Source organism: Microbacterium sp. NPDC080005 (genome assembly GCF_040702445.1).
In the GTDB taxonomy this organism is placed as follows: domain Bacteria; phylum Actinomycetota; class Actinomycetes; order Actinomycetales; family Microbacteriaceae; genus Microbacterium; species Microbacterium oleivorans_D.
Genome location: NZ_JBFBLD010000001.1, coordinates 306,239 through 324,618 on the forward strand (window position 1 = coordinate 306,239; position 18,380 = coordinate 324,618).

17 protein-coding genes are annotated in these 18,380 nt (G+C 70.9%); 11 read left to right on the forward strand and 6 right to left on the reverse strand.

Annotated elements, in window-relative coordinates:
• The first annotated feature begins 19 nt into the window (after positions 1-19).
• From atpA to AB0259_RS01470, 5 genes are all read left to right on the forward strand, one after another.
• Positions 20-1,660 (forward strand): F0F1 ATP synthase subunit alpha, encoded by a 1,641-nt coding sequence (atpA, locus tag AB0259_RS01450; protein ID WP_366221080.1) that lies wholly within the window; start codon positions 20-22, stop codon positions 1,658-1,660.
• A 23-nt stretch (positions 1,661-1,683) separates the two neighbouring features.
• Positions 1,684-2,580 carry a F0F1 ATP synthase subunit gamma gene (locus AB0259_RS01455; protein WP_366221079.1) on the forward strand — a complete coding sequence of 299 codons (897 nt, stop codon included), beginning with the start codon at positions 1,684-1,686 and terminating at the stop codon, positions 2,578-2,580.
• A gap of 22 nt (positions 2,581-2,602) precedes the next feature.
• Positions 2,603-4,051 carry a F0F1 ATP synthase subunit beta gene (gene atpD / locus AB0259_RS01460; protein WP_251579281.1) on the forward strand — a complete coding sequence of 483 codons (1,449 nt, stop codon included), beginning with the start codon at positions 2,603-2,605 and terminating at the stop codon, positions 4,049-4,051.
• A 1-nt stretch (position 4,052) separates the two neighbouring features.
• The gene (locus AB0259_RS01465; protein WP_064001487.1) at positions 4,053-4,313 is read left to right on the forward strand and encodes a F0F1 ATP synthase subunit epsilon; all 261 of its coding nucleotides are present in this window, start codon (positions 4,053-4,055) and stop codon (positions 4,311-4,313) included.
• 65 nt (positions 4,314-4,378) lie between these two features.
• Positions 4,379-5,143, forward strand: coding sequence for a peroxide stress protein YaaA (locus tag AB0259_RS01470; protein WP_366221077.1), 765 nt, complete (start codon positions 4,379-4,381; stop codon positions 5,141-5,143).
• Here the strand turns inward: AB0259_RS01470 and AB0259_RS01475 are convergent.
• Entirely contained in the window at positions 5,133-5,669 is a 537-nt protein-coding gene (locus AB0259_RS01475; protein WP_251579285.1) for a DUF4870 domain-containing protein, read from the reverse strand. The two genes, AB0259_RS01470 and AB0259_RS01475, sit on opposite strands and share 11 nt — an antisense overlap.
• Before the next feature lie 178 nt (positions 5,670-5,847).
• Here AB0259_RS01475 and AB0259_RS01480 point away from each other — a divergent pair, with 178 nt between their 5' ends.
• Together AB0259_RS01480 and AB0259_RS01485 are read left to right on the forward strand one after the other, a co-directional pair.
• The gene (locus tag AB0259_RS01480) at positions 5,848-6,666 is read left to right on the forward strand and encodes a protein phosphatase 2C domain-containing protein (protein WP_251579287.1); all 819 of its coding nucleotides are present in this window, start codon (positions 5,848-5,850) and stop codon (positions 6,664-6,666) included.
• Positions 6,667-6,732: 66 nt separating this feature from the next.
• Entirely contained in the window at positions 6,733-9,456 is a 2,724-nt protein-coding gene (locus AB0259_RS01485) for an FtsK/SpoIIIE domain-containing protein (RefSeq protein ID WP_366221076.1), read from the forward strand.
• A gap of 15 nt (positions 9,457-9,471) precedes the next feature.
• Here AB0259_RS01485 and AB0259_RS01490 read toward each other — a convergent pair whose 3' ends face one another.
• Positions 9,472-10,461 (reverse strand): asparaginase, encoded by a 990-nt coding sequence (locus AB0259_RS01490; RefSeq protein WP_251579291.1) that lies wholly within the window; start codon positions 10,459-10,461, stop codon positions 9,472-9,474.
• A 61-nt stretch (positions 10,462-10,522) separates the two neighbouring features.
• Here AB0259_RS01490 and AB0259_RS01495 point away from each other — a divergent pair, with 61 nt between their 5' ends.
• Complete coding sequence (locus tag AB0259_RS01495) at positions 10,523-11,017, forward strand: OsmC family protein (RefSeq protein WP_251579293.1); 495 nt, start codon at positions 10,523-10,525, stop codon at positions 11,015-11,017.
• On the opposite strand, the gene AB0259_RS01500 is transcribed toward AB0259_RS01495, so the two are convergent.
• The gene (locus AB0259_RS01500; RefSeq protein ID WP_251579295.1) at positions 10,986-11,765 is read right to left on the reverse strand and encodes a lysophospholipid acyltransferase family protein; all 780 of its coding nucleotides are present in this window, start codon (positions 11,763-11,765) and stop codon (positions 10,986-10,988) included. The two genes, AB0259_RS01495 and AB0259_RS01500, sit on opposite strands and share 32 nt — an antisense overlap.
• 142 nt (positions 11,766-11,907) lie before the next feature.
• Here AB0259_RS01500 and AB0259_RS01505 point away from each other — a divergent pair, with 142 nt between their 5' ends.
• Complete coding sequence (locus tag AB0259_RS01505; protein WP_251579297.1) at positions 11,908-12,870, forward strand: FKBP-type peptidyl-prolyl cis-trans isomerase; 963 nt, start codon at positions 11,908-11,910, stop codon at positions 12,868-12,870.
• 43 nt (positions 12,871-12,913) lie between these two features.
• Complete coding sequence (gene dxr / locus AB0259_RS01510) at positions 12,914-13,996, forward strand: 1-deoxy-D-xylulose-5-phosphate reductoisomerase (protein ID WP_366221074.1); 1,083 nt, start codon at positions 12,914-12,916, stop codon at positions 13,994-13,996.
• A gap of 6 nt (positions 13,997-14,002) precedes the next feature.
• Here dxr and AB0259_RS01515 read toward each other — a convergent pair whose 3' ends face one another.
• The 3 genes from AB0259_RS01515 to AB0259_RS01525 all read right to left on the reverse strand — a co-directional run bounded on the left by AB0259_RS01515 (position 14,003) and on the right by AB0259_RS01525 (position 16,969).
• Positions 14,003-15,577: a UDP-N-acetylmuramoyl-L-alanyl-D-glutamate--2,6-diaminopimelate ligase gene (locus AB0259_RS01515; protein ID WP_366221073.1), complete on the reverse strand. Its 1,575-nt coding sequence runs from the start codon at positions 15,575-15,577 to the stop codon at positions 14,003-14,005.
• 40 nt (positions 15,578-15,617) lie between these two features.
• Complete coding sequence (locus AB0259_RS01520; protein ID WP_366221072.1) at positions 15,618-16,301, reverse strand: DUF1775 domain-containing protein; 684 nt, start codon at positions 16,299-16,301, stop codon at positions 15,618-15,620.
• Between the two features lie 92 nt (positions 16,302-16,393).
• On the reverse strand, positions 16,394-16,969 hold the full coding sequence (locus tag AB0259_RS01525; RefSeq protein WP_366221416.1) for a hypothetical protein: 576 nt from the start codon (positions 16,967-16,969) through the stop codon (positions 16,394-16,396).
• Positions 16,970-17,057: 88 nt separating this feature from the next.
• Here AB0259_RS01525 and AB0259_RS01530 point away from each other — a divergent pair, with 88 nt between their 5' ends.
• Positions 17,058-18,371 (forward strand): M50 family metallopeptidase, encoded by a 1,314-nt coding sequence (locus AB0259_RS01530; protein ID WP_366221070.1) that lies wholly within the window; start codon positions 17,058-17,060, stop codon positions 18,369-18,371.
• The last annotated feature ends 9 nt before the right edge of the window (positions 18,372-18,380 follow it).

The window sequence follows — 18,380 nt, forward strand, 5'->3', positions numbered from 1 at the left end:
CTCACTAAGAAGGAAGACCATGGCAGAACTGTCCATCAGCCCCGACGTCATCCGTGACGCGCTGAAAGACTTCGTCGCCGCCTACGAGCCCACCGGGGCAGCGGCGACCGAGGTCGGCACCGTCGTCGACGCCGCGGACGGCATCGCCCACGTCGAGGGTCTGCCCGGCGTGATGGCGAACGAGCTCGTCCGCTTCGAGAACGGTGTCGAGGGCCTCGCGCAGAACCTCGACGAGCACGAGATCGGTGTCGTCGTCCTCGGCGACTTCGCCGGCATCGAAGCCGGTCAGAAGGTCACCCGCACGGGCGAGGTCCTCTCGGTCGGTGTGGGCGAGGGCTACCTCGGCCGTGTCGTCGACCCGCTCGGCAACCCGATCGACGGTCTCGGCGAGATCGCGACCACCGGCCGCCGCGCGCTCGAGCTCCAGGCTCCCGGCGTCATGCAGCGCAAGTCGGTGCACGAGCCGATGCAGACCGGCATCAAGGCCATCGACGCGATGATCCCCGTCGGCCGCGGTCAGCGTCAGCTGATCATCGGTGACCGCCAGACCGGCAAGACGGCCATCGCGATCGACACGATCATCAACCAGCGGGCCAACTGGGAGTCGGGCGACGTCACCAAGCAGGTCCGCTGCATCTACGTCGCGATCGGCCAGAAGGGCTCGACCATCGCTTCGGTGAAGGGCGCGCTCGAGGACGCCGGTGCCATGGAGTACACGACGATCGTCGCGGCCCCGGCATCCGACCCCGCCGGCTTCAAGTACCTCGCTCCGTACACGGGCTCGGCCATCGGCCAGCACTGGATGTACGAGGGCAAGCACGTCCTCATCATCTTCGACGACCTGTCGAAGCAGGCCGAGGCCTACCGTGCCGTGTCGCTGCTGCTGCGCCGCCCGCCGGGCCGCGAGGCGTACCCCGGCGACGTGTTCTACCTGCACTCGCGTCTGCTGGAGCGTTGCGCGAAGCTCTCCGACGACCTCGGCGCCGGCTCGATGACCGGCCTGCCGATCATCGAGACCAAGGCGAACGACGTCTCGGCGTACATCCCGACCAACGTGATCTCCATCACGGACGGCCAGATCTTCCTGCAGTCCGACCTGTTCAACGCCAACCAGCGTCCCGCGGTCGACGTGGGCATCTCGGTCTCGCGCGTCGGCGGTGACGCTCAGGTCAAGTCGATCAAGAAGGTCTCGGGAACGCTCAAGCTCGAGCTCGCCCAGTACCGCTCGCTCGAGGCGTTCGCCATGTTCGCCTCCGACCTCGACGCCGCCTCGCGTCGTCAGCTCGCCCGCGGTGCGCGTCTGACCGAGTTGCTGAAGCAGCCGCAGTACTCGCCGTACCCGGTCGAGGAGCAGGTCGTCTCGATCTGGGCCGGCACCAACGGCAAGCTCGACACCATCGAGGTGGAGGACGTCCTCCGCTTCGAGCGCGAGCTGCTCGACCACCTGAAGCGGAACACGTCGATCCTCGACACGCTGCGCGAGACGAACGTCCTCGATGACGACACCGTCGCGGAGCTCGAGAAGGCGGTCGACGCCTTCGTCCTCGAATTCCAGGGCGGCAAGGGTCAGGCACTCGGCGCGCCGGGTCACGAGGCGGTCGCCGCTGCGGAGGTCGACGACGTGAACCAGGAGAAGATCGTCAAGGGCCGCCGCGGCTGACGCCGACGGGAGACTCATAACCAATGGGCGCACAACTCAGGGTCTACAAGCAGAAGATCTCTTCTGCTCAGACGACCAAGAAGATCACGAAGGCGATGGAACTCATCGCGGCTTCGCGCATCCAGAAGGCGATGGCGCGCGTGCGCGCGTCCAACCCCTTCGCGCGGGCCGTGACGCGTGCCGTCTCCGCCGTGTCGACGCACTCGAACGTCCAGCACCCGCTGACCACCGAGCGGGAGCAGATCCGTCGGTCGGCCGTCGTCGTCTTCGGCTCCGACCGCGGACTCGCCGGCGCGTTCAACTCGCAGGTCATCCGGGAGGCGCTGCAGCTCGGTGAGCTGCTGCGCAGCCAGAACGTCGAGCCGGTCTACTACCTCGTGGGCCGCAAGCCGGTCGGGTTCTTCCAGTTCCGTCGCATCGCGACGGCGGGGGAGTGGATCGGCGACACCGACACCCCGGCCTTCTCGACGGCGGAGGAGATCTCCGCCGCGCTGATCGCCGCGTACGAGCAGGGCGGCGACGAGGGCGGCGTGGATGAGATCAACCTCGTCTACAACCGTTTCGTCAGCATGATGACGCAGACGCCGGAGACGGTCCGTCTGCTGCCGCTCGAGGTCGTCGAGGCGGAGGATGCGGCGTCCAGCCAGGTCTACCCGCTCTACGAGTTCGAACCGGATGCCGAGACGGTCCTCGACGCCCTGCTGCCGGTGTACGTGCAGAGCCGCGTGTTCAACGCGCTCCTGCAGTCGTCCGCCGCCAAGCAGGCCGCCACGCAGAAGGCGATGAAGTCCGCCAGCGACAACGCCGACAAGCTCATCACCGACTACACCCGCCTGCGCAACAACGCGCGTCAGGCGGAGATCACGCAGCAGATCGCCGAGATCGTCGGCGGTGCCGACGCGCTGGCGTCGGGCAAATAGACCACACGAAAGAAGAGAAGCCATGAGCCTCACCGCTGAGAAGACGGAGACCCCCGTCGTCGGCCGCGTCGCGCGCGTCACCGGCCCGGTCGTCGACATCGAGTTCCCGCACGACTCGATCCCCGAGGTCTACAACGCCCTCAAGACCACCATCACCATCGGCGACGAGTCGACCGAGATCACGCTCGAGGTCGCGCAGCACCTCGGCGACGACCTCGTCCGCGCCATCTCGCTGAAGCCGACCGACGGCATGGTCCGCGGCCAGGAGGTGCGCGACACAGGCGGTCCCATCACGGTCCCCGTCGGCGACGTCACCAAGGGCAAGGTGTTCAACGTCACCGGTGATGTCCTTAACGCCGCTCCGGGCGAGACCATCGAGGTCACCGAGCGCTGGGGCATCCACCGTCAGGCGCCGAACTTCGACCAGCTCGAGTCCAAGACCGAGATGTTCGAGACCGGCATCAAGAGCATCGACCTCCTGACCCCCTACGTGCAGGGTGGGAAGATCGGCCTCTTCGGTGGTGCTGGTGTCGGAAAGACCGTCCTCATCCAGGAGATGATCCAGCGCGTGGCGCAGGACCACGGTGGTGTGTCGGTGTTCGCCGGTGTCGGTGAGCGTACCCGTGAGGGCAACGACCTCATCGGCGAGATGGAGGAGGCGGGCGTCTTCGACAAGACGGCCCTCGTCTTCGGCCAGATGGACGAGCCGCCGGGGACGCGCCTGCGCGTCGCGCTGTCGGCCCTGACGATGGCGGAGTACTTCCGCGACGTCCAGAAGCAGGACGTCCTCCTGTTCATCGACAACATCTTCCGCTTCACGCAGGCCGGTTCCGAGGTGTCGACGCTGCTGGGCCGCATGCCCTCCGCAGTGGGTTACCAGCCGAACCTCGCCGACGAGATGGGTGTGCTCCAGGAGCGCATCACGTCGACCCGCGGTCACTCGATCACCTCGCTGCAGGCGATCTACGTCCCCGCCGACGACTACACCGACCCGGCTCCGGCGACCACCTTCGCGCACCTCGACGCGACCACCGAGCTCTCGCGTGAGATCGCTTCGAAGGGTCTGTACCCCGCGATCGACCCGCTGACCTCGACGAGCCGCATCCTCGACCCGCGCTACATCGGCGAGGACCACTACCGTGTGGCCACCGCCGTGAAGCAGATCCTGCAGAAGAACAAGGAACTGCAGGAGATCATCGCGATCCTCGGTGTCGACGAGCTCTCCGAAGAGGACAAGATCGTCGTGTCGCGTGCACGCCGCATCCAGCAGTTCCTCTCGCAGAACACCTACATGGCGAAGAAGTTCACCGGTGTCGAAGGCTCCACGGTCCCGATCAAGGAGACCATCGAGTCGTTCGACGCGATCGTCAAGGGCGACTTCGACCACGTGGCCGAGCAGGCTTTCTTCAACGTCGGCGGCATCTCCGACGTCGAAGAGAAGTGGGCGCAGATCCAGAAGGAGAACGGCTGACATGGCGCTGACCGTCACCCTCGTCTCCGCTGAGGCGGAGGTCTGGCACGGCGAGGCGAGCCTCGTGGTGGCCAAGACGGTCGAGGGCGAGATCGGCTTCATGTCCGGTCACGAGCCCGTGCTCGCCATCCTCGCGGAGGGCGAGGTCCGGATCACGCAGTCGAACGGCGAGAAGATCGTCGCGACGGCGGAGGACGGCTTCCTCTCGATGGAGAACGACGAGCTCACCATCGTGGCCGGGAACGCAGCCCTGCAGTCCTGACACCCCTTTCACGCAGCGCCGTCCGGTTCGCCGGGCGGCGCTGCGCTTTTCCCCGAGGTCTCTCCATGCTGATCCTGCTCCCCCCGTCCGAGACGAAACGCGCCGGCGGCGACGGGCCCACCTGGCGCTCCGACGCACTCGCCTACCCCCAGCTGTCCTCCGCGCGCGAGCAGGTGATGGACGCGCTCGTCGCGCTCAGTGGGGACGAAGACGCTGCGGCGCGCGTGCTCAAGCTGTCGACGCGTCAGCGGGGCGAGGTCGCGGTGAACGCAGCTCTTCGGGATTCGCCCACCATGCCGGCCCTCGACCGGTACACCGGCGTGCTCTTCGACGCACTCGACGCGGCCTCACTCGACGCTCCCGCGCGGGCGTGGGTGGGGGCGCACGTCGCGATCCACTCCGCCCCGTTCGGTCTGGTGGGGGCACTGGACCCGATCCCGGCGTATCGGCTGGGTGCCGGCATCCGTGTCCCGGGACTGCCGACGATGCGGGCCCTGTGGGCGGATGCCGTCGGTGCCGCGATCGCGGCATCGGCACCGTCGTTCGTCCTCGACCTGCGTTCGGAGGCGTACGAGGCGCTCGGCCCGGTCCCGAGCGGGATCCCGCAGGCGTACGTGCGTGTCGTGTCGGAGGGTCCGGACGGCGCCGTCCGCGCCCTCAACCACTTCAACAAGCACGCGAAGGGTGAGCTCGTCCGGCGGCTCTCGGCGTCCCGGCCGGAGGTCGCCGGGCAGGACGCCCTCGTGCGATGGGCGCAGGACGAAGGGATCGTCCTGCGCCCATCGGCGGCCGGCGAGCTCGAGCTCGTCGCCCTGCCCGCTACGAGATGAAGCGGAAGGTGACCGGGTAGCGGTAGCTGCCGCCGGCGTTCACCCGCACCGCGCCGAGGATCGAGAAGATGATGTTCGCGACCCACACGGCGAACGGGAGCAGGCCGCCGATGAAGCCGAGGAACGGGATGAAGGCCAGGATGCCGGCCACGATGTAGGCGACGATCATGGCGATCGTGAAGGTGATCTGCCAGTTCAGCGCCTCTTTGCCCTCGACATTCGTGCGGGGACCGCGGTCCTTGAACACGAGCCAGATGATGAGCGCCGGCAGGAAGCCGACGATGCCGCCGAGGTGGGCGAACATCGCCCACTGCTTGTCCTGGTCGGGGGTGAGCGGCGCGCCCGGCTGCGGCTGCCCGTAGCCCGGCTGCGGGTAGCCCGGCTGCCCGTACGGCTGCTGCTGCGCGTACGGCTGCTGCGGCGGCGGTGCATACCCACCGGGGTTCTGTCCCGGCGGCGGGGTCGGCGCGCCTGAGGGAGGCGGGGACGCGGGGCCGTCCTGCGGCGGCGTGTTCGGGTCTGTCATCGGTATGCCCTTCTGTCGGCGTCGCCGCGTGGCGCGGCTTCCAGCGCGCGTGCGCTGCCACACACGAAAGGTAGTGCTGCGAACTGGTCCGTGGCAACGCCCCGCACCGCGTGATGACGGGGAAGGTCGTCCACTAGAGTGTGAGGACGCTGCACCGATCAGGAAGAAGGGTGGGAGCGTGCCCGAAGCCGTCACCTCGTCCCGCGTCGTCCCCTCCGGCGCAGGCCCCATCGAGGTGCGCTGGGCCGGGGTCACCCATCAGGGCCGCCGTCGTGAGAACAATCAGGACGCCGTGCTGTCGGCCTTCCCGCTCTTCGTGGTCGCGGACGGCATGGGCGGCCACATCGGCGGCGAGATCGCCAGCTCCCGCACCGTCGAGCGCCTGTCCGCTGCGGTCGATCGTGGAACAGTCTCGCCGGAGGCCATCGAGGACGCGCTCGAGCGCGCGGTCGACGACATCGCGTCGCACGCGGAGACCACCGACGACGGCACCGGCACGACGGTGACGGGCGTCTACCTCGATCTGACCGGTGACGAGCCGACCTGGGTGACGCTCAACATCGGCGATTCCCGGGTGTACCTCCTCCGGGACGGGGCGCTGGCGCAGGTGACCACCGACCACTCCGTCGTCCAGGAGCTCATCGCCGCCGGCAGGCTCAGCCCCGAGGAGGCGGAGAACCACCCGTACGGCAATGTCATCACCCGCGCAGTGGGGCCGAGCGACGGCGTCGTCCCCGACTACGTCCGTCTCGAGGTGGTCGATCGAGACCGGTTCGTGGTGTGCAGCGACGGACTCACCAAGGAGCTCACCGACTACGGCATCCTCCATTTCCTCCTGCAGAACGAGGACCCGGCGGCCGCGGTCGACGCGATGCTCGAGGCGGCACTGGAGAACGGCGGGCGCGACAACGTCTCGATCATCGTCGTGAGCGCGCGCCACGTCCCCGCCGACGAGGACACTGCGACCGTCGAGATCTCCTCCCCGGTCACTCCCTGAGCCCCGTCGTCCCCAGGACGCCCCGGCACGCCCGAGCGCACCGGTGATGACGCGGATCCTGGATCCGTGTCCACCTTCGCCCCCGACGACCCGCTGTCCCTCCCTCGCCGCGCCGATCCCGCACCGCGGCCGCCACTGCCGCTGCTGACGGCGGTGGTCCCGGTCATCGGCGCCGGCGTGCTGTGGGCGGTGACCGGTTCCGCCTACGCCCTCCTGTTCGCTGCGCTCGGCCCTCTCATCGCGATCGCCTCGGTCGCCGACGCGGCCCGCACGTCGAAACGCGCCGCGAAGAAGGATGCCGCGACGCGCCGCCGTGAGCTGACCCTCGCCGACGCCGAGCTCGCGACACGCCACGATCACGAGCGCTCGCAGCGCTGGGCCACCCATCCCGACATCGCGCACTACCTCGAGCGCCCGGAGTCCATCTGGCGCATCGTGCCGGAGCGCGAGACCGCGCTGGTCGTCGGCTCCGGCACGGACTCCAGCACCGTCCGCACCACCGGCGGCGACGGGGATGACGCCGCCGAAGAACTCCGCCGACGCGCGTCGCGGGTCGACGGGGTGCCCGTCCTCGTCCCGCTCACCACCGGTGTGGCGGTCCTCGGTCCTCCCGCGGGGGCGGCGGCGGTGGCCCGCGCGCTCGCCCTGCAGGTGCTGCTGTGTCTCCCGCCCGGGCGCGTGCGCCTGGGCGACGACGCACCCGCGTGGGCGGATGCCGCGCCTCACCGTGCCGCCGCCGTCGGACCGCTTCTGCAGGTGCTGGAGGAAGGTGGTCTCGTCGGCGGGGATGTCGACATCCCGATCGTCGTCGTTCCCGAGGGGGCGCCTCCGCCGCCGCGGTGCGGTGCGGTCCTGCGCCTCACAGATCCCACGCACGCCCGACTCGATCTCGATGGTCGGTCCCGCGACGTGACCGTGGACGTCCTCTCCGCCGCGCAGGCGCTGCACCTCGCAGGAGTCCTGTCCGAGCGCGCGGAGCGCGCGCTCGGCCAGACGGCGGGGGACGTCCTGACCCTGCGCGAGACGCTGCGGGATGCTCCGCCCGCCCGCGGTCGCGCGCTGCCCGCGGCATTCGGCAGCGCCGGAGGAGCGGCCGTTCCCGTCGACCTCGTCGCCGACGGTCCGCACGCCGTCGTCGTCGGGATGACGGGGGCGGGCAAGAGCGAGCTGCTCACGTCCTGGGTCGTGTCGCTCTGCGCCGCACACACACCGGCGCAGCTGGGACTGCTGCTGGTCGACTTCAAGGGCGGCCGCACCTTCGACCACCTGGAGCCGCTCCCGCACGTCACCGGCGTGTTGACGGACCTCGACGAGGCCACCGCCCTGCGCGCCATCGAGAGCCTCCGGACGGAGGTCCGTTTCCGGGAGCGCACGCTCGCTGCCGTGGGCGCGCGCGACGTCGACGAGGCGGGGGAGAAGCTGGGGCGGCTCGTCATCGTCGTCGACGAATACGCGGCGCTCGTGGCGGCTCATCCGGTCCTGCATGACCTGTTCGGCGACCTCGCCGCGCGCGGCCGCGCCCTCGGCATCCATCTGGTGCTCGCCGCGCAGCGTGCGAACGGCGTCTTCCGCGACGCCGTGCTCGCGAACGCTCCGCTGCGGATCGCGCTGCGCGTCGCGGATGCGACGGACTCCCGCGCCGTCCTGGGCGTCGACGACGCCGCCCGGCTCTCCGGGCGGGCGGACGCCCGCGGCACGGCGCTCGTCCGGCGTTCCGGCGACACCGCGCCCCGACCCGTCCGCGTCGCTCTGTGCGATGCCACGGTGATCGCGGAGACGGCGGCGCGCCAGGGCGGTGCGCCTGCACGACGCCCGTGGGTGCCCGCGCTCGCGGAGCGGATCCCGCTCGACGCGGTGCGGGAGAGCGGCGTCATCGTGCTCGGGACGGCCGACGAGCCCGACCAGCAGCGTCAGCGCAGCATCGTCTGGACGGAGTCGGCGCTCGCCGTCGTGGGCGGCCCCGCGAGCGGACGGACGGGAGCGCTGCGTGTCATCGCCGCACAGACCTCTCCCGTGGTGGTTCCGGGGGACCCGGAGGGTGCCTGGGACGCACTGACCTCACTCGAACGGGTCCCCGCCGGCACGACGGTACTCATCGACGACCTGGACATGGTGCTCGCCGCCCTCCCCGGCGAATACGGCGCCGTCGCGGCGGAGGCGCTCGAACACTTCATTCGCGGGGTGCGCTCGCGCGACATCCGGATCGCCCTCACGACCCAGCGCGTCGGCGGCGGTGTCGGCAGGCTGCTCGAGCTCGTGCCGCGACGCCTCATCCTCGGCACGGGCTCCCGAGCCGAGCACGTGGCCGCGGGAGGCGAATCGAGCGACTTCCTCTCCGAACTCCCGCCCGGCCGCGGCCGCATCGGGCGCACTCTTGTGCAGCTCGCCGATGCCGGCGACATCGCGCTCGTGGGCGACGGTGACACGCCAGCGGCCTGGCAACCGGGGCGTCGTCCCGCCGCGGTCGTCGTCCCGGCCGGGGCGCGCATGCGCCGACTGACGGCGGAGTGGGAAGGGTGGGGGATCTCCGTCTGCCCGGTCGGTACGGACGCAATGCTGACCCGCGGCGGGGTGGTGATCGGACCGCCCGACGCCTGGCTCGCGCAGTGGCGGCTGCTCACCGCGGCGCGCGCCGACGCCGACCTGGTCATCGACGCGGCGTGCGCGGCCGAGTACCGCGCCCTCGTCGGCTCCCGAGACCTGCCGCCTTTCGCCGTCTCGGGCGTCGGTCGCGCGTGGCTCCACGTTCCCGACCGCCCGGTACGCCGCGTCCTGCTCCAAGGAGCATGACGAAGTGCAGTCCGCTCAGACGGTGGGGCGGATGACTCCGACGTCCCGGCCTCCGCCGGTCACCGTCAGCGGCAGATCGGCGAGCGTGCGGGCGACGTCCGCCGCCTGCAATGCGCCGGCGCGGACCAGAAGCGTGAGCGCGGTGACGGCGCCGGCGCGCGTGCTGCCGTCGAGCATCTTCAGCACGACGGTCGTGCCGTTCGGCGCGATCATCGCCATGACGCCCTCCGCGCCGTGCTTGGCGAACACGCCCAGCCGTTCGGTCACGACCGAGTCGGGCTGACCGGGGCCCTGGATCACCCACGGGTTCTCGCGGACCGCGCGGACGAGCGCGCCCGCGCTCCGGTGCAGCGCGAACGGCGACTTCTCGGACGACGCGCCGATGCGGTGGAGTGCCCGGGCCAGCGCAGCGAGCGTCATCGCGTGCACCGGCGCGCCGCAGCCGTCGATCGCCGTCGTCGTGATCTTCGTCCCGCTCAGGCGTTCGATCACTTCGCGCGTGTGTACCTGCAGCGGATGCTGCGGGTCGAGGTAGGTGGCGGTGTCCCAGCCGTTCGTCTGGCACGCCAGCAGCATCGCCGCGTGCTTGCCGGAACAGTTCATGCGCACTCGCTGCGGGCCGATGAGCTCCCGAGTCATCTCGTCGCGCGTCGCAGGATCGCCGGGCCACGACGGCGGGCACTGCAGTGCATCCTCGGCGAGGCCGGCGGCGCTGAGGATGTCGGTCACGAGGGCCACGTGACGATCGGTGCCGGAGTGGCTGGCCGTGGCGACGGCGAGGTGCGCTCCTTCGAGAGCCGCTCCCGCCGAGACGCTCGCGAGGGCCTGCATCGGCTTGAGCGTCGAGCGGGGGAGGATCGGCGCGTCGACGGCACCCAGCGATGAGACGACGCCGCCGTCCGGGTCGAGCACGATCGCCGACCCGGCGTGACGGGACTCGATGAAGCCGCTGCGTTCGACGACGGCGAGTTCGACAGCATCCGTCACAGCGAAGGTCTCAGGCACACTTCCAGCCTACCCAGCGCCCTCCCGCACCCGCGGCGGTGGCGCGTGCGAGACTGGCGACGTGCACGACGAACACCACTACCGTGTGACCACCCGTTGGACAGGCGATCGGGGCACCGGCACGAGCGGGTACCGCGACTACGACCGCGCCGTCACCGTCGAGGTCGAGGGCAAGCCCGACCTGCTCGCATCGGCTGACAAGCCGTTCCGCGGCGACCCCACCCGGTGGAACCCCGAAGATCTCCTGCTCGCGGCCCTGTCGGAATGCCACCTGTTGTCCTACCTGCACGCCTGCGTGACGTCGGGCGTCGTGGTCACCTCCTACGAGGACGACGCCACGGGCACGATGGTTCTCGACGGCAGGGGCGGTGGAGCGTTCCGCGAGGTCACGCTCCATCCCCGCGTGATGGTCGCGGACGCCGCCATGGTCGCCGCCGCCGAGGCGGCGCACCGCCAAGCCAACGAGTGGTGCTTCATCGCCAACTCGGTCAACTTCCCCGTGCACCACGAGGCGGTCGTGACCGTCAGCGACGCTCGTGCGGGAGGACCTGCTTGAGCCGTTCGACGGGATTCTGCGCGGGCACCTCGTTGTAGGCGCCCGCGAGCTCCTGGCCGGAGAGGGCGTGGATCGCGGCCATGATGTCGTCGGTCGCCTGACGGCGTGCGCGTCCGGATGACGCCGGGCCGTGGTGCGAAAGATCGATGGCTTCGCCGTAGCGGATCGTCACACGAGGCGTCATCCGCGGCCACTTGGCGCCCACCGGCATCGCGTCGTTGGTTCCCACGATCCCCACCGGAACCACTTTCGCGCCCGTCTCGAGCGCCAGGAAAGCGACACCCGTGCGGCCCTTGTAGAGGCGCCCGTCGAGCGAGCGGGTGCCCTCGGGATAGAGCGCGATCGCCTTGCCGGACTGGAGGATGCGGCGCTGCTGATCGAGCGCATCGAGGGCCGCCTGGCCCGCACCGCGCTGGACCGGGGTGGCGCCGAGGGCGCGGAAGAAGCGGTTGCTGAACCAGCCCTTGACCCCCGACCCGTCGAAGTAGCTCGACTTCGCGAGGAAGTAGACCGGGCGCGGCGCGAACAGCGGGAGGACGAACGAATCGATGAAGCTCAGGTGATTGCTCGCCAGGATGATGGGACCCGACCGCGGGATGTTGGCGACACCCTCGATGCGGGGTCGATAGATCAGCCGCGCCAGTGGCCCGAAGCCCCAGCGCACGAGGTAGTAGAGGGCCCCGGCGCGCGCGAGCTCGTCGTCGGATGACCCGGCGGAGTTCTCGGGGGGAATCGGCGCTTCGGTCACCAGATGAGGGTACTGCCAATCCCATGCGGGCCCGGACATGCCCGAGGGGGCGCGGAGGCGAGCCGAATGGCCGACTCACACCCCGGACAAAAGAAGGTGAGGGAGGATGGAGGCAATCCCTGTTCTCTGTGAGGTCTTCTCCGTGCGTCTTCGTCCCTTCGCCGCCCTGTCCGCCGTCGCCGTGGCCGCGCTCCTGCTGGCCGGGTGCGGGTCCGCCGACAACGCCGCCCCCTCCCCGTCCGGCTCGCCTGCCGCCGACCTCTGCAGCGCTGCGGCGCAGCCCGGCGAGGCATCCGATTCCGTCAAGGTCGACGGCGAGGCCGGTTCGCCCTCGACGGCGACGTTCTCCACGCCGCTGGAGCCCACGGAACTCCAGGTCACGGTGCTCGATGAGGGTGACGGTCCCGCGGTGAAGGCGGGGGAGTTCGTCTCCTACGCCATGACCGCCTACAACGCGAAGGACGGCAAGGAGCTCGCCACCATCGGCTACGAGCCCGGCCAGTTCCTGCCGTCGCAGCTGTCGCCCGACACCGTCCTCGGCCAGGTCTTCGGATGCGGACACGTCGGCAAGCGGGTCGTCGCCACCTTCCCGGCCAGCGACACCGCCCAGGCAGAGGTGTACGTGCTCGACCTCCTCGACACGGTCCCGACCGCCGCGTGGGGCGAGCCGCAGGCTGCCCCCGCCGGCTTCCCGACGGTGACCCTCGCCGACGACGGCGCGCCGACGATCGCCATCCCGGAGGGTGAGGAGCCCCCCACCGAGACAGAGGTCGCCACCATCAAGAAGGGCGACGGGTACACGGTCCAGAAGGGCGACTACGCCCTCATCCAGTACACCGGCGTCCGTTGGTCCAATGGCGAGACCTTCGACTCCACGTGGGAGAACGGGTCGCCGATCGCCTACCCGACCACCAACTACGTCGAAGGCTTCCAGAAGGCCCTCGAGGGTCAGACCGTCGGGTCGCAGGTGCTGGTCGTGATCCCGCCCGCCGAGGGCTACGGCGAGGGGGAGATCAACGAGGCCGATCTGAAGGGCGAGACGATCGTGTTCGTCGTCGACATCCTCGGTGCTCAGGCCCCGGCCGCGGGAGCCCCCGCCGAGTGACGGCTCCCCGATCGGCCCTGCCCCCGCGGGTAGGGTGAAGCGCATGCGACGCATCCTGATCCTCGGTTCGACGGGCTCGATCGGGACGCAGGCGCTCGATGTCATCCGGGCGAACCGCGACCGCTTCGAGGTCGTCGGGCTCGCCGCCGGGCGGGATTCCGAGGGCCTGCGCGCTCAGGCGCAGGAGTTCGGGGTCGCCGACACCGCGCTCGGAGCGGACGACGCCGAGCAGCTTGTGCGGAGTGTGGACGCGGACGTCGTCCTCAACGGGATCACCGGGTCGGTCGGGCTCGGACCGACACTCGCGGCCCTGGAGTCGGGGCGGGTCCTCGCGCTCGCCAACAAGGAGTCCCTCATCGTCGGCGGGGAGCTCGTCACGCGCCTCGCGGCGCCGGGGCAGATCGTTCCCGTCGACTCGGAGCACTCCGCAATCGCGCAATGCCTCCGCTCGGGCGATGCCGGCGAGGTGCGACGTCTCGTTCTGACGGCGAGCGGCGGTCCGTTCCGCGGCCGCAGTCGCGAACAGCTGGAGGGCGTCACGCCGCGCGAGGCGCTCGCTCACCCCACCTGGGACATGGGGCGGGTCGTCACCACGAACTCCGCGACGCTGGTCAACAAGGGGCTCGAGGTCATCGAGGCGCATCTGCTCTTCGACGTGCCCTACGACCGCATCGACGTCACCGTCCACCCGCAGTCGATCGTCCACTCCATGGTCGAGTTCGTCGACGGGTCGACCATCGCCCAGGCGTCTCCGCCCGACATGCGACTGCCGATCTCGCTCGCGCTCGACCATCCGCGACGTGTCGCCGGCGTCGGTACGCCACTGGATTGGACGACGGCGTCCACCTGGAGCTTCGAGCCGCTCGACGTCGACGCGTTCCCGAGCGTCTCGCTCGCAAAGCAGGTCGGGGTCGCCGGCTCCACCTATCCCGCCGTCTTCAACGCCGCGAACGAACAGGCGGTCGAGGCGTTCCACGACGGTGCGCTGCCCTTCCTGGGCATCGTCGACACCGTCGCACGTGTCGTCGACGCGCACGAGCCTCCGTCCGAGCTGACGAGGCAGACCCTCGTCGAGGCGGAGCGCTGGGCGCGCGCGACCGCCGACCGCCTCATCGCCGCCGGCTGATCCGGCTCAGGCGGGGACGGGCCACCCCGCGCGTCGCAGCGCAGCCCTGGCGGCCGCGGCGGCGTCGAACGGCGTGCGGACACCGCGGATCTCGCGGTAGTGCTGATGGCCCGGTCCCGCCCACAGGATGGCATCCCCCTCGCCGACGAGCGAGACAGCCGTCGCGATCGCCTCCTCGGGCGGAGTGACGTCGTGGATGACCGCATCCGGGCGCGCCGCGCGCGCTCCGTCGATGAGGGCTCGCCGGATGTCGGCCGGGTCCTCGGACCGGGGGTGCTGATCGGTCACGACGAGGATGTCGCTCCCGAGCGCGGCGACCGCGCCCATGTCGGCACGTTTGGTGGTGTCCCGGTCGCCGTTGGCGCCGCACACCATGACGACCCGCCCCGGGGTCACGCGGCGGACGGCGTCGAGGGTCTTCGCGAACGCATCGGGGGAGTGACCGAAGTCGAGATAGAGCGCCGGTCCGCTGTCGCCGGAGAGGCGCTGGATGCGTCCGGGGAGGTGCGCCTCGATCCGCCGGCCATCGATCATCGCGGTGAGCCCCGCCCACTCCCAGCCGGCCTCGAGCAGCATGACGATCGCGAGGGCCGCGTTCGAGGCCATGTGGGGACCGATGACGGGCACCGTCGTGGTGAGTGAGCCCGCGGGACCCGACAGTGTGAAGGTCGTCCCGTCGGGTGCCTCGTCGACGAGGTCGACGCGCCAGTCGGCATCCACCGTCGGGTCCTCGGCGATGGCGGGGGTCAGGACCGTCGTCACCGGGATCTCGGCTCGCCCGGCGATCGCCACCCCGGCCGGCTGGTCCACGCACACGACCGCGCGCCGCGCACGTTCCGGCGCGAACAGCGCCGCCTTCGCCGCGAGGTACTCCGCCATGTCGGCGTAGTCGTCGAGGTGGTCGTGCGACAGGTTCGTGAACCCCGCGACGTCGAACACGAGTCCGTCGACGCGGTGACGGGTGAGCGCCTGCGCGCTCACCTCGACGAGGATCGCATCGACGTCGCGCTCGCGCATGAGGGCGATCAGCGCGTGCATCTCGGAGGCTTCCGGGGTCGTCAGGCGCGACGGGATCACCTCGCCCGCGATATGACGTTCGGCCGTCGAGGACAGCCCCGTCGTGACACCGAGCCCGTGCAGCATGCCCTCCATGAGGTGGGTCACGCTCGTCTTGCCGTTCGTCCCGGTGACGGCCAGCAGCGGCGGGAGGTCGGCATCCGCTCCGGTCCCGTACACGAAGGCGGAGAGCCCGCCCAGGCGTGCCCTAGGGTCGTCCACCACCAGGACCGGCACGCCGAGCGCGGGGACCAGTGCGGCGCCGTCGGCATCCGTCACGATGGCGACGGCGCCCTTGGCGACGGCGTCCGGGGCGAACTCCGCGCCGTGGCGGTGCACGCCGCGGACGGCGACGAACAGCTCACCCTCGCGCAGGTCCGCGGTCGCCAGGGTCGCACCGCGCACGGACACACCCGCGAGGTCGGCCGCCGTCGTCGCTCCGAGGTGGTCGGCGACGGCCTGCAGCGGCACGGCGTGAGGGTGCGAGGGCCGGAGGACGGGGGGCGGTGCGGCGGGGTTCTGCATGGTCCCCCCATCATCGCATCCGGCCTCCGGCCGTCCGGGGTCAGACGCGTCTGCGGTTGAGCAGAGCGACGACGAGCGCCGCGGCGCCGAGGACCAAAGCGCCGCCGCCGAGCCACGTCGCGACCGGGGCGCTCTCCGCGGCGGCGGCAGCGGGTGCGGCCTCGGCCTCGGCCGCGCCGTGGTCGTCGCCGTGCTCCGACGCGGCGGCGTCCGAGGCTGCGGCGACCGCGACGATCGGCGCCGGGGACTCCAGGTCGTCCGGGTCCTGACCGTCCTCAGCGATCTGGGTCCACGCCGTCTCACCCGTCTCGCAGACCTGGGTGACGGGGAAGGCGATGTCGGTGCCGCCGACGCCGGAGGAGAACAGGGCGTCGAAGGATGCCGACGCCGCCAGACCGTCCTCGACAGGCGTCGCGGCGGTGTAGGTGACCTGCGTCGGGGTGCCGTCGTCGCCGAGGACGCGGTCGATGGTCCACACGCCGTCGACGACGGGGGTGACGTTCGCCACACCCTCGGGGACGTCGAAGACGAGTGCGGTCGTGGGGGAGCCGTCGCATCCGTGGCTGAAGGAGAACTCCAGCCGCGAGGTGGCGCCGGCGGCGGCACCGTCGGCGTGGACGTGCACATGGGCGGATGCCGCCAGGGGCGCGGCGAGGACGAGGGCACCGCCGAGGGCGACACCGGCGATGGTCAGCGCCGAGCGGCGCGCGGAACGAGTGGTCATGAGTCGAGATCTTCCGAGAGGTGTGCGGAGCGCTCCCGTGGGCGCGGCCCCGCGAGGAATGGTGAGCAGCGTGCCGCCGCGAGGCGGCCGGCTCAGCGAGGAGGTCCTCGGCGGAAGAGGTCGGTGAGGGCCAGACGGGGGCGGACGCCCCGCGGCGCTCCGTCGGGGATCGCGACGGGGCGCCGCTCGATCGCCGGGAGCTGAGGAGCGCGGATCGCCCACAGAGAGCGGATGCCTCGGGCCAGGACGCGCAGCATCCGCTCGCCGTGGCAGACGGCCACGGCGGTGACGACGGCGGCGAGAGTGTGCCCGGCGATCATGGCGCCGTCGAGTGGCATCGCGGCACCGGAGCCGGCGGCGAGCGTGAACGCGCCGTGATGATGACCGGCGGCGAGGGTCGGATGGACGTCGCCGACGAGGGCGAAGGCGGCGTGCAGAAGAGCCTGCGCCGTCGCGACGGCGATCCCCGTGCGGACCGCGGACGGACGCGACCCGACGATCGCCAGGGCGATGGGCCAGGCCAGGAGCGTCACGGTCGCCACGAGCCAGGGTGCGGGAGCGGAGCCACCGCCGAGGCTGTGTGCCGCTGCCGCCGTGAGCGTCGCGATCGCCGCTGCGCCGCCCGCGCGCACGACACGCACGCGTCGCGAGTCGGCGGGACGGGGCATCACCCTCCCAGCCTAGATCCGCGACACCAGGACGACGGCGGACGAGGTCATCGCCGCCTCATAGCGTCCGGGGGTAGCGTGTCCGCTCGTGACCGTACTCGCATTCATCATCGGTGTCGTGGTGCTCGTGGTCGGCCTCGCCGTGTCGATCGCGCTCCACGAGGTGGGACACCTCGCGCCCGCGAAGGCGTTCGGGGTCCGCGTCGGCCAGTACATGATCGGATTCGGGCCGACGGTGTTCTCGCGTCGGATCGGGGAGACCGAGTACGGGTTCAAGCTGCTGCCGCTCGGCGGCTACATCTCGATGGCGGGCATGTATCCGCCCTCGAAGGCGACGACCGGCGAGGGGGAGGGGGCCCGCCCGCGACGCCGGCGCCTGTTCGAGACGCTCATCCAGGATGCCCGCACCGCGAACGCGGAGACCCTGAAGGGCGATGGCGCGGGCCGCGCGTTCTATCAGCTGCCGGTCTACAAACGCGTCATCATCATGCTCGGCGGACCGGCGATGAACCTCGTGCTCGCCATCATCCTGTTCGCGGTCATGTTCTCGGGCATCGGCGTGCAGACGGCCACGACGACCGTCGCCGCCGTCAACGAGTGCGTCCTCCCGGCCGGAAGCGCACAGGCGACGTGCGCGGCCGACGATCCCGTGTCCCCGGCGGCGGCCGCCGGCATCCGTCCGGGCGATGTCCTCGTGTCCGTCGACGGCACACCAGTCGAGAGCTTCGCCGAGGCGTCGGCGATCATCCAGGAGTCCCCGGAGAAGACCATCCCCGTCGTCGTCGAGCGCGACGGCGCGCGGCAGACGCTCGAGGTCACGCCCGTGCTCGCGACACGCGAGATCGCGGCGGAGGACGGCACCACGAGGACCGCCGAGGTCGGCTTCGTCGGGATGTCGGCGACCGTCGCGTTCGTACCGCAGCCGATCTGGGACGGTCCGCAGGCGGCCATGGAACAGACCGGCCAGGTCGTCGGCATCATCTGGCAGCTGCCCGCGCGGGTGTATCAGACGGCGGTGGACACGATCACCGGCGCCGGCCGCGATCCGAACGGGCCGCTCTCGGTGGTGGGCGCGGGTCGCCTGGCGGGCGAGGTCGCCGCCACCGAGACGCCCATCCTCAACCGGGTCTCGGGCATGCTCGCTCTGCTGGGTTCGCTCAACATCGCCCTGTTCGTGTTCAATCTCGTGCCGCTGCTGCCGCTGGACGGCGGCCACGTCGTGGTCGCGCTGTGGGACGGGCTGAGGCGCGTCTGGGCACGGATGACCGGGCGGAGGGCTCCCGGCCCGGTGGACGCCACGAAGCTCGTGCCCATCACCTACATCGTGGTGATCGGCCTCATCATCATGGGTGGGACCCTCATCCTCGCCGACATCGTCAACCCGGTGCAGCTGCTGGGCTGACGCTCCGGA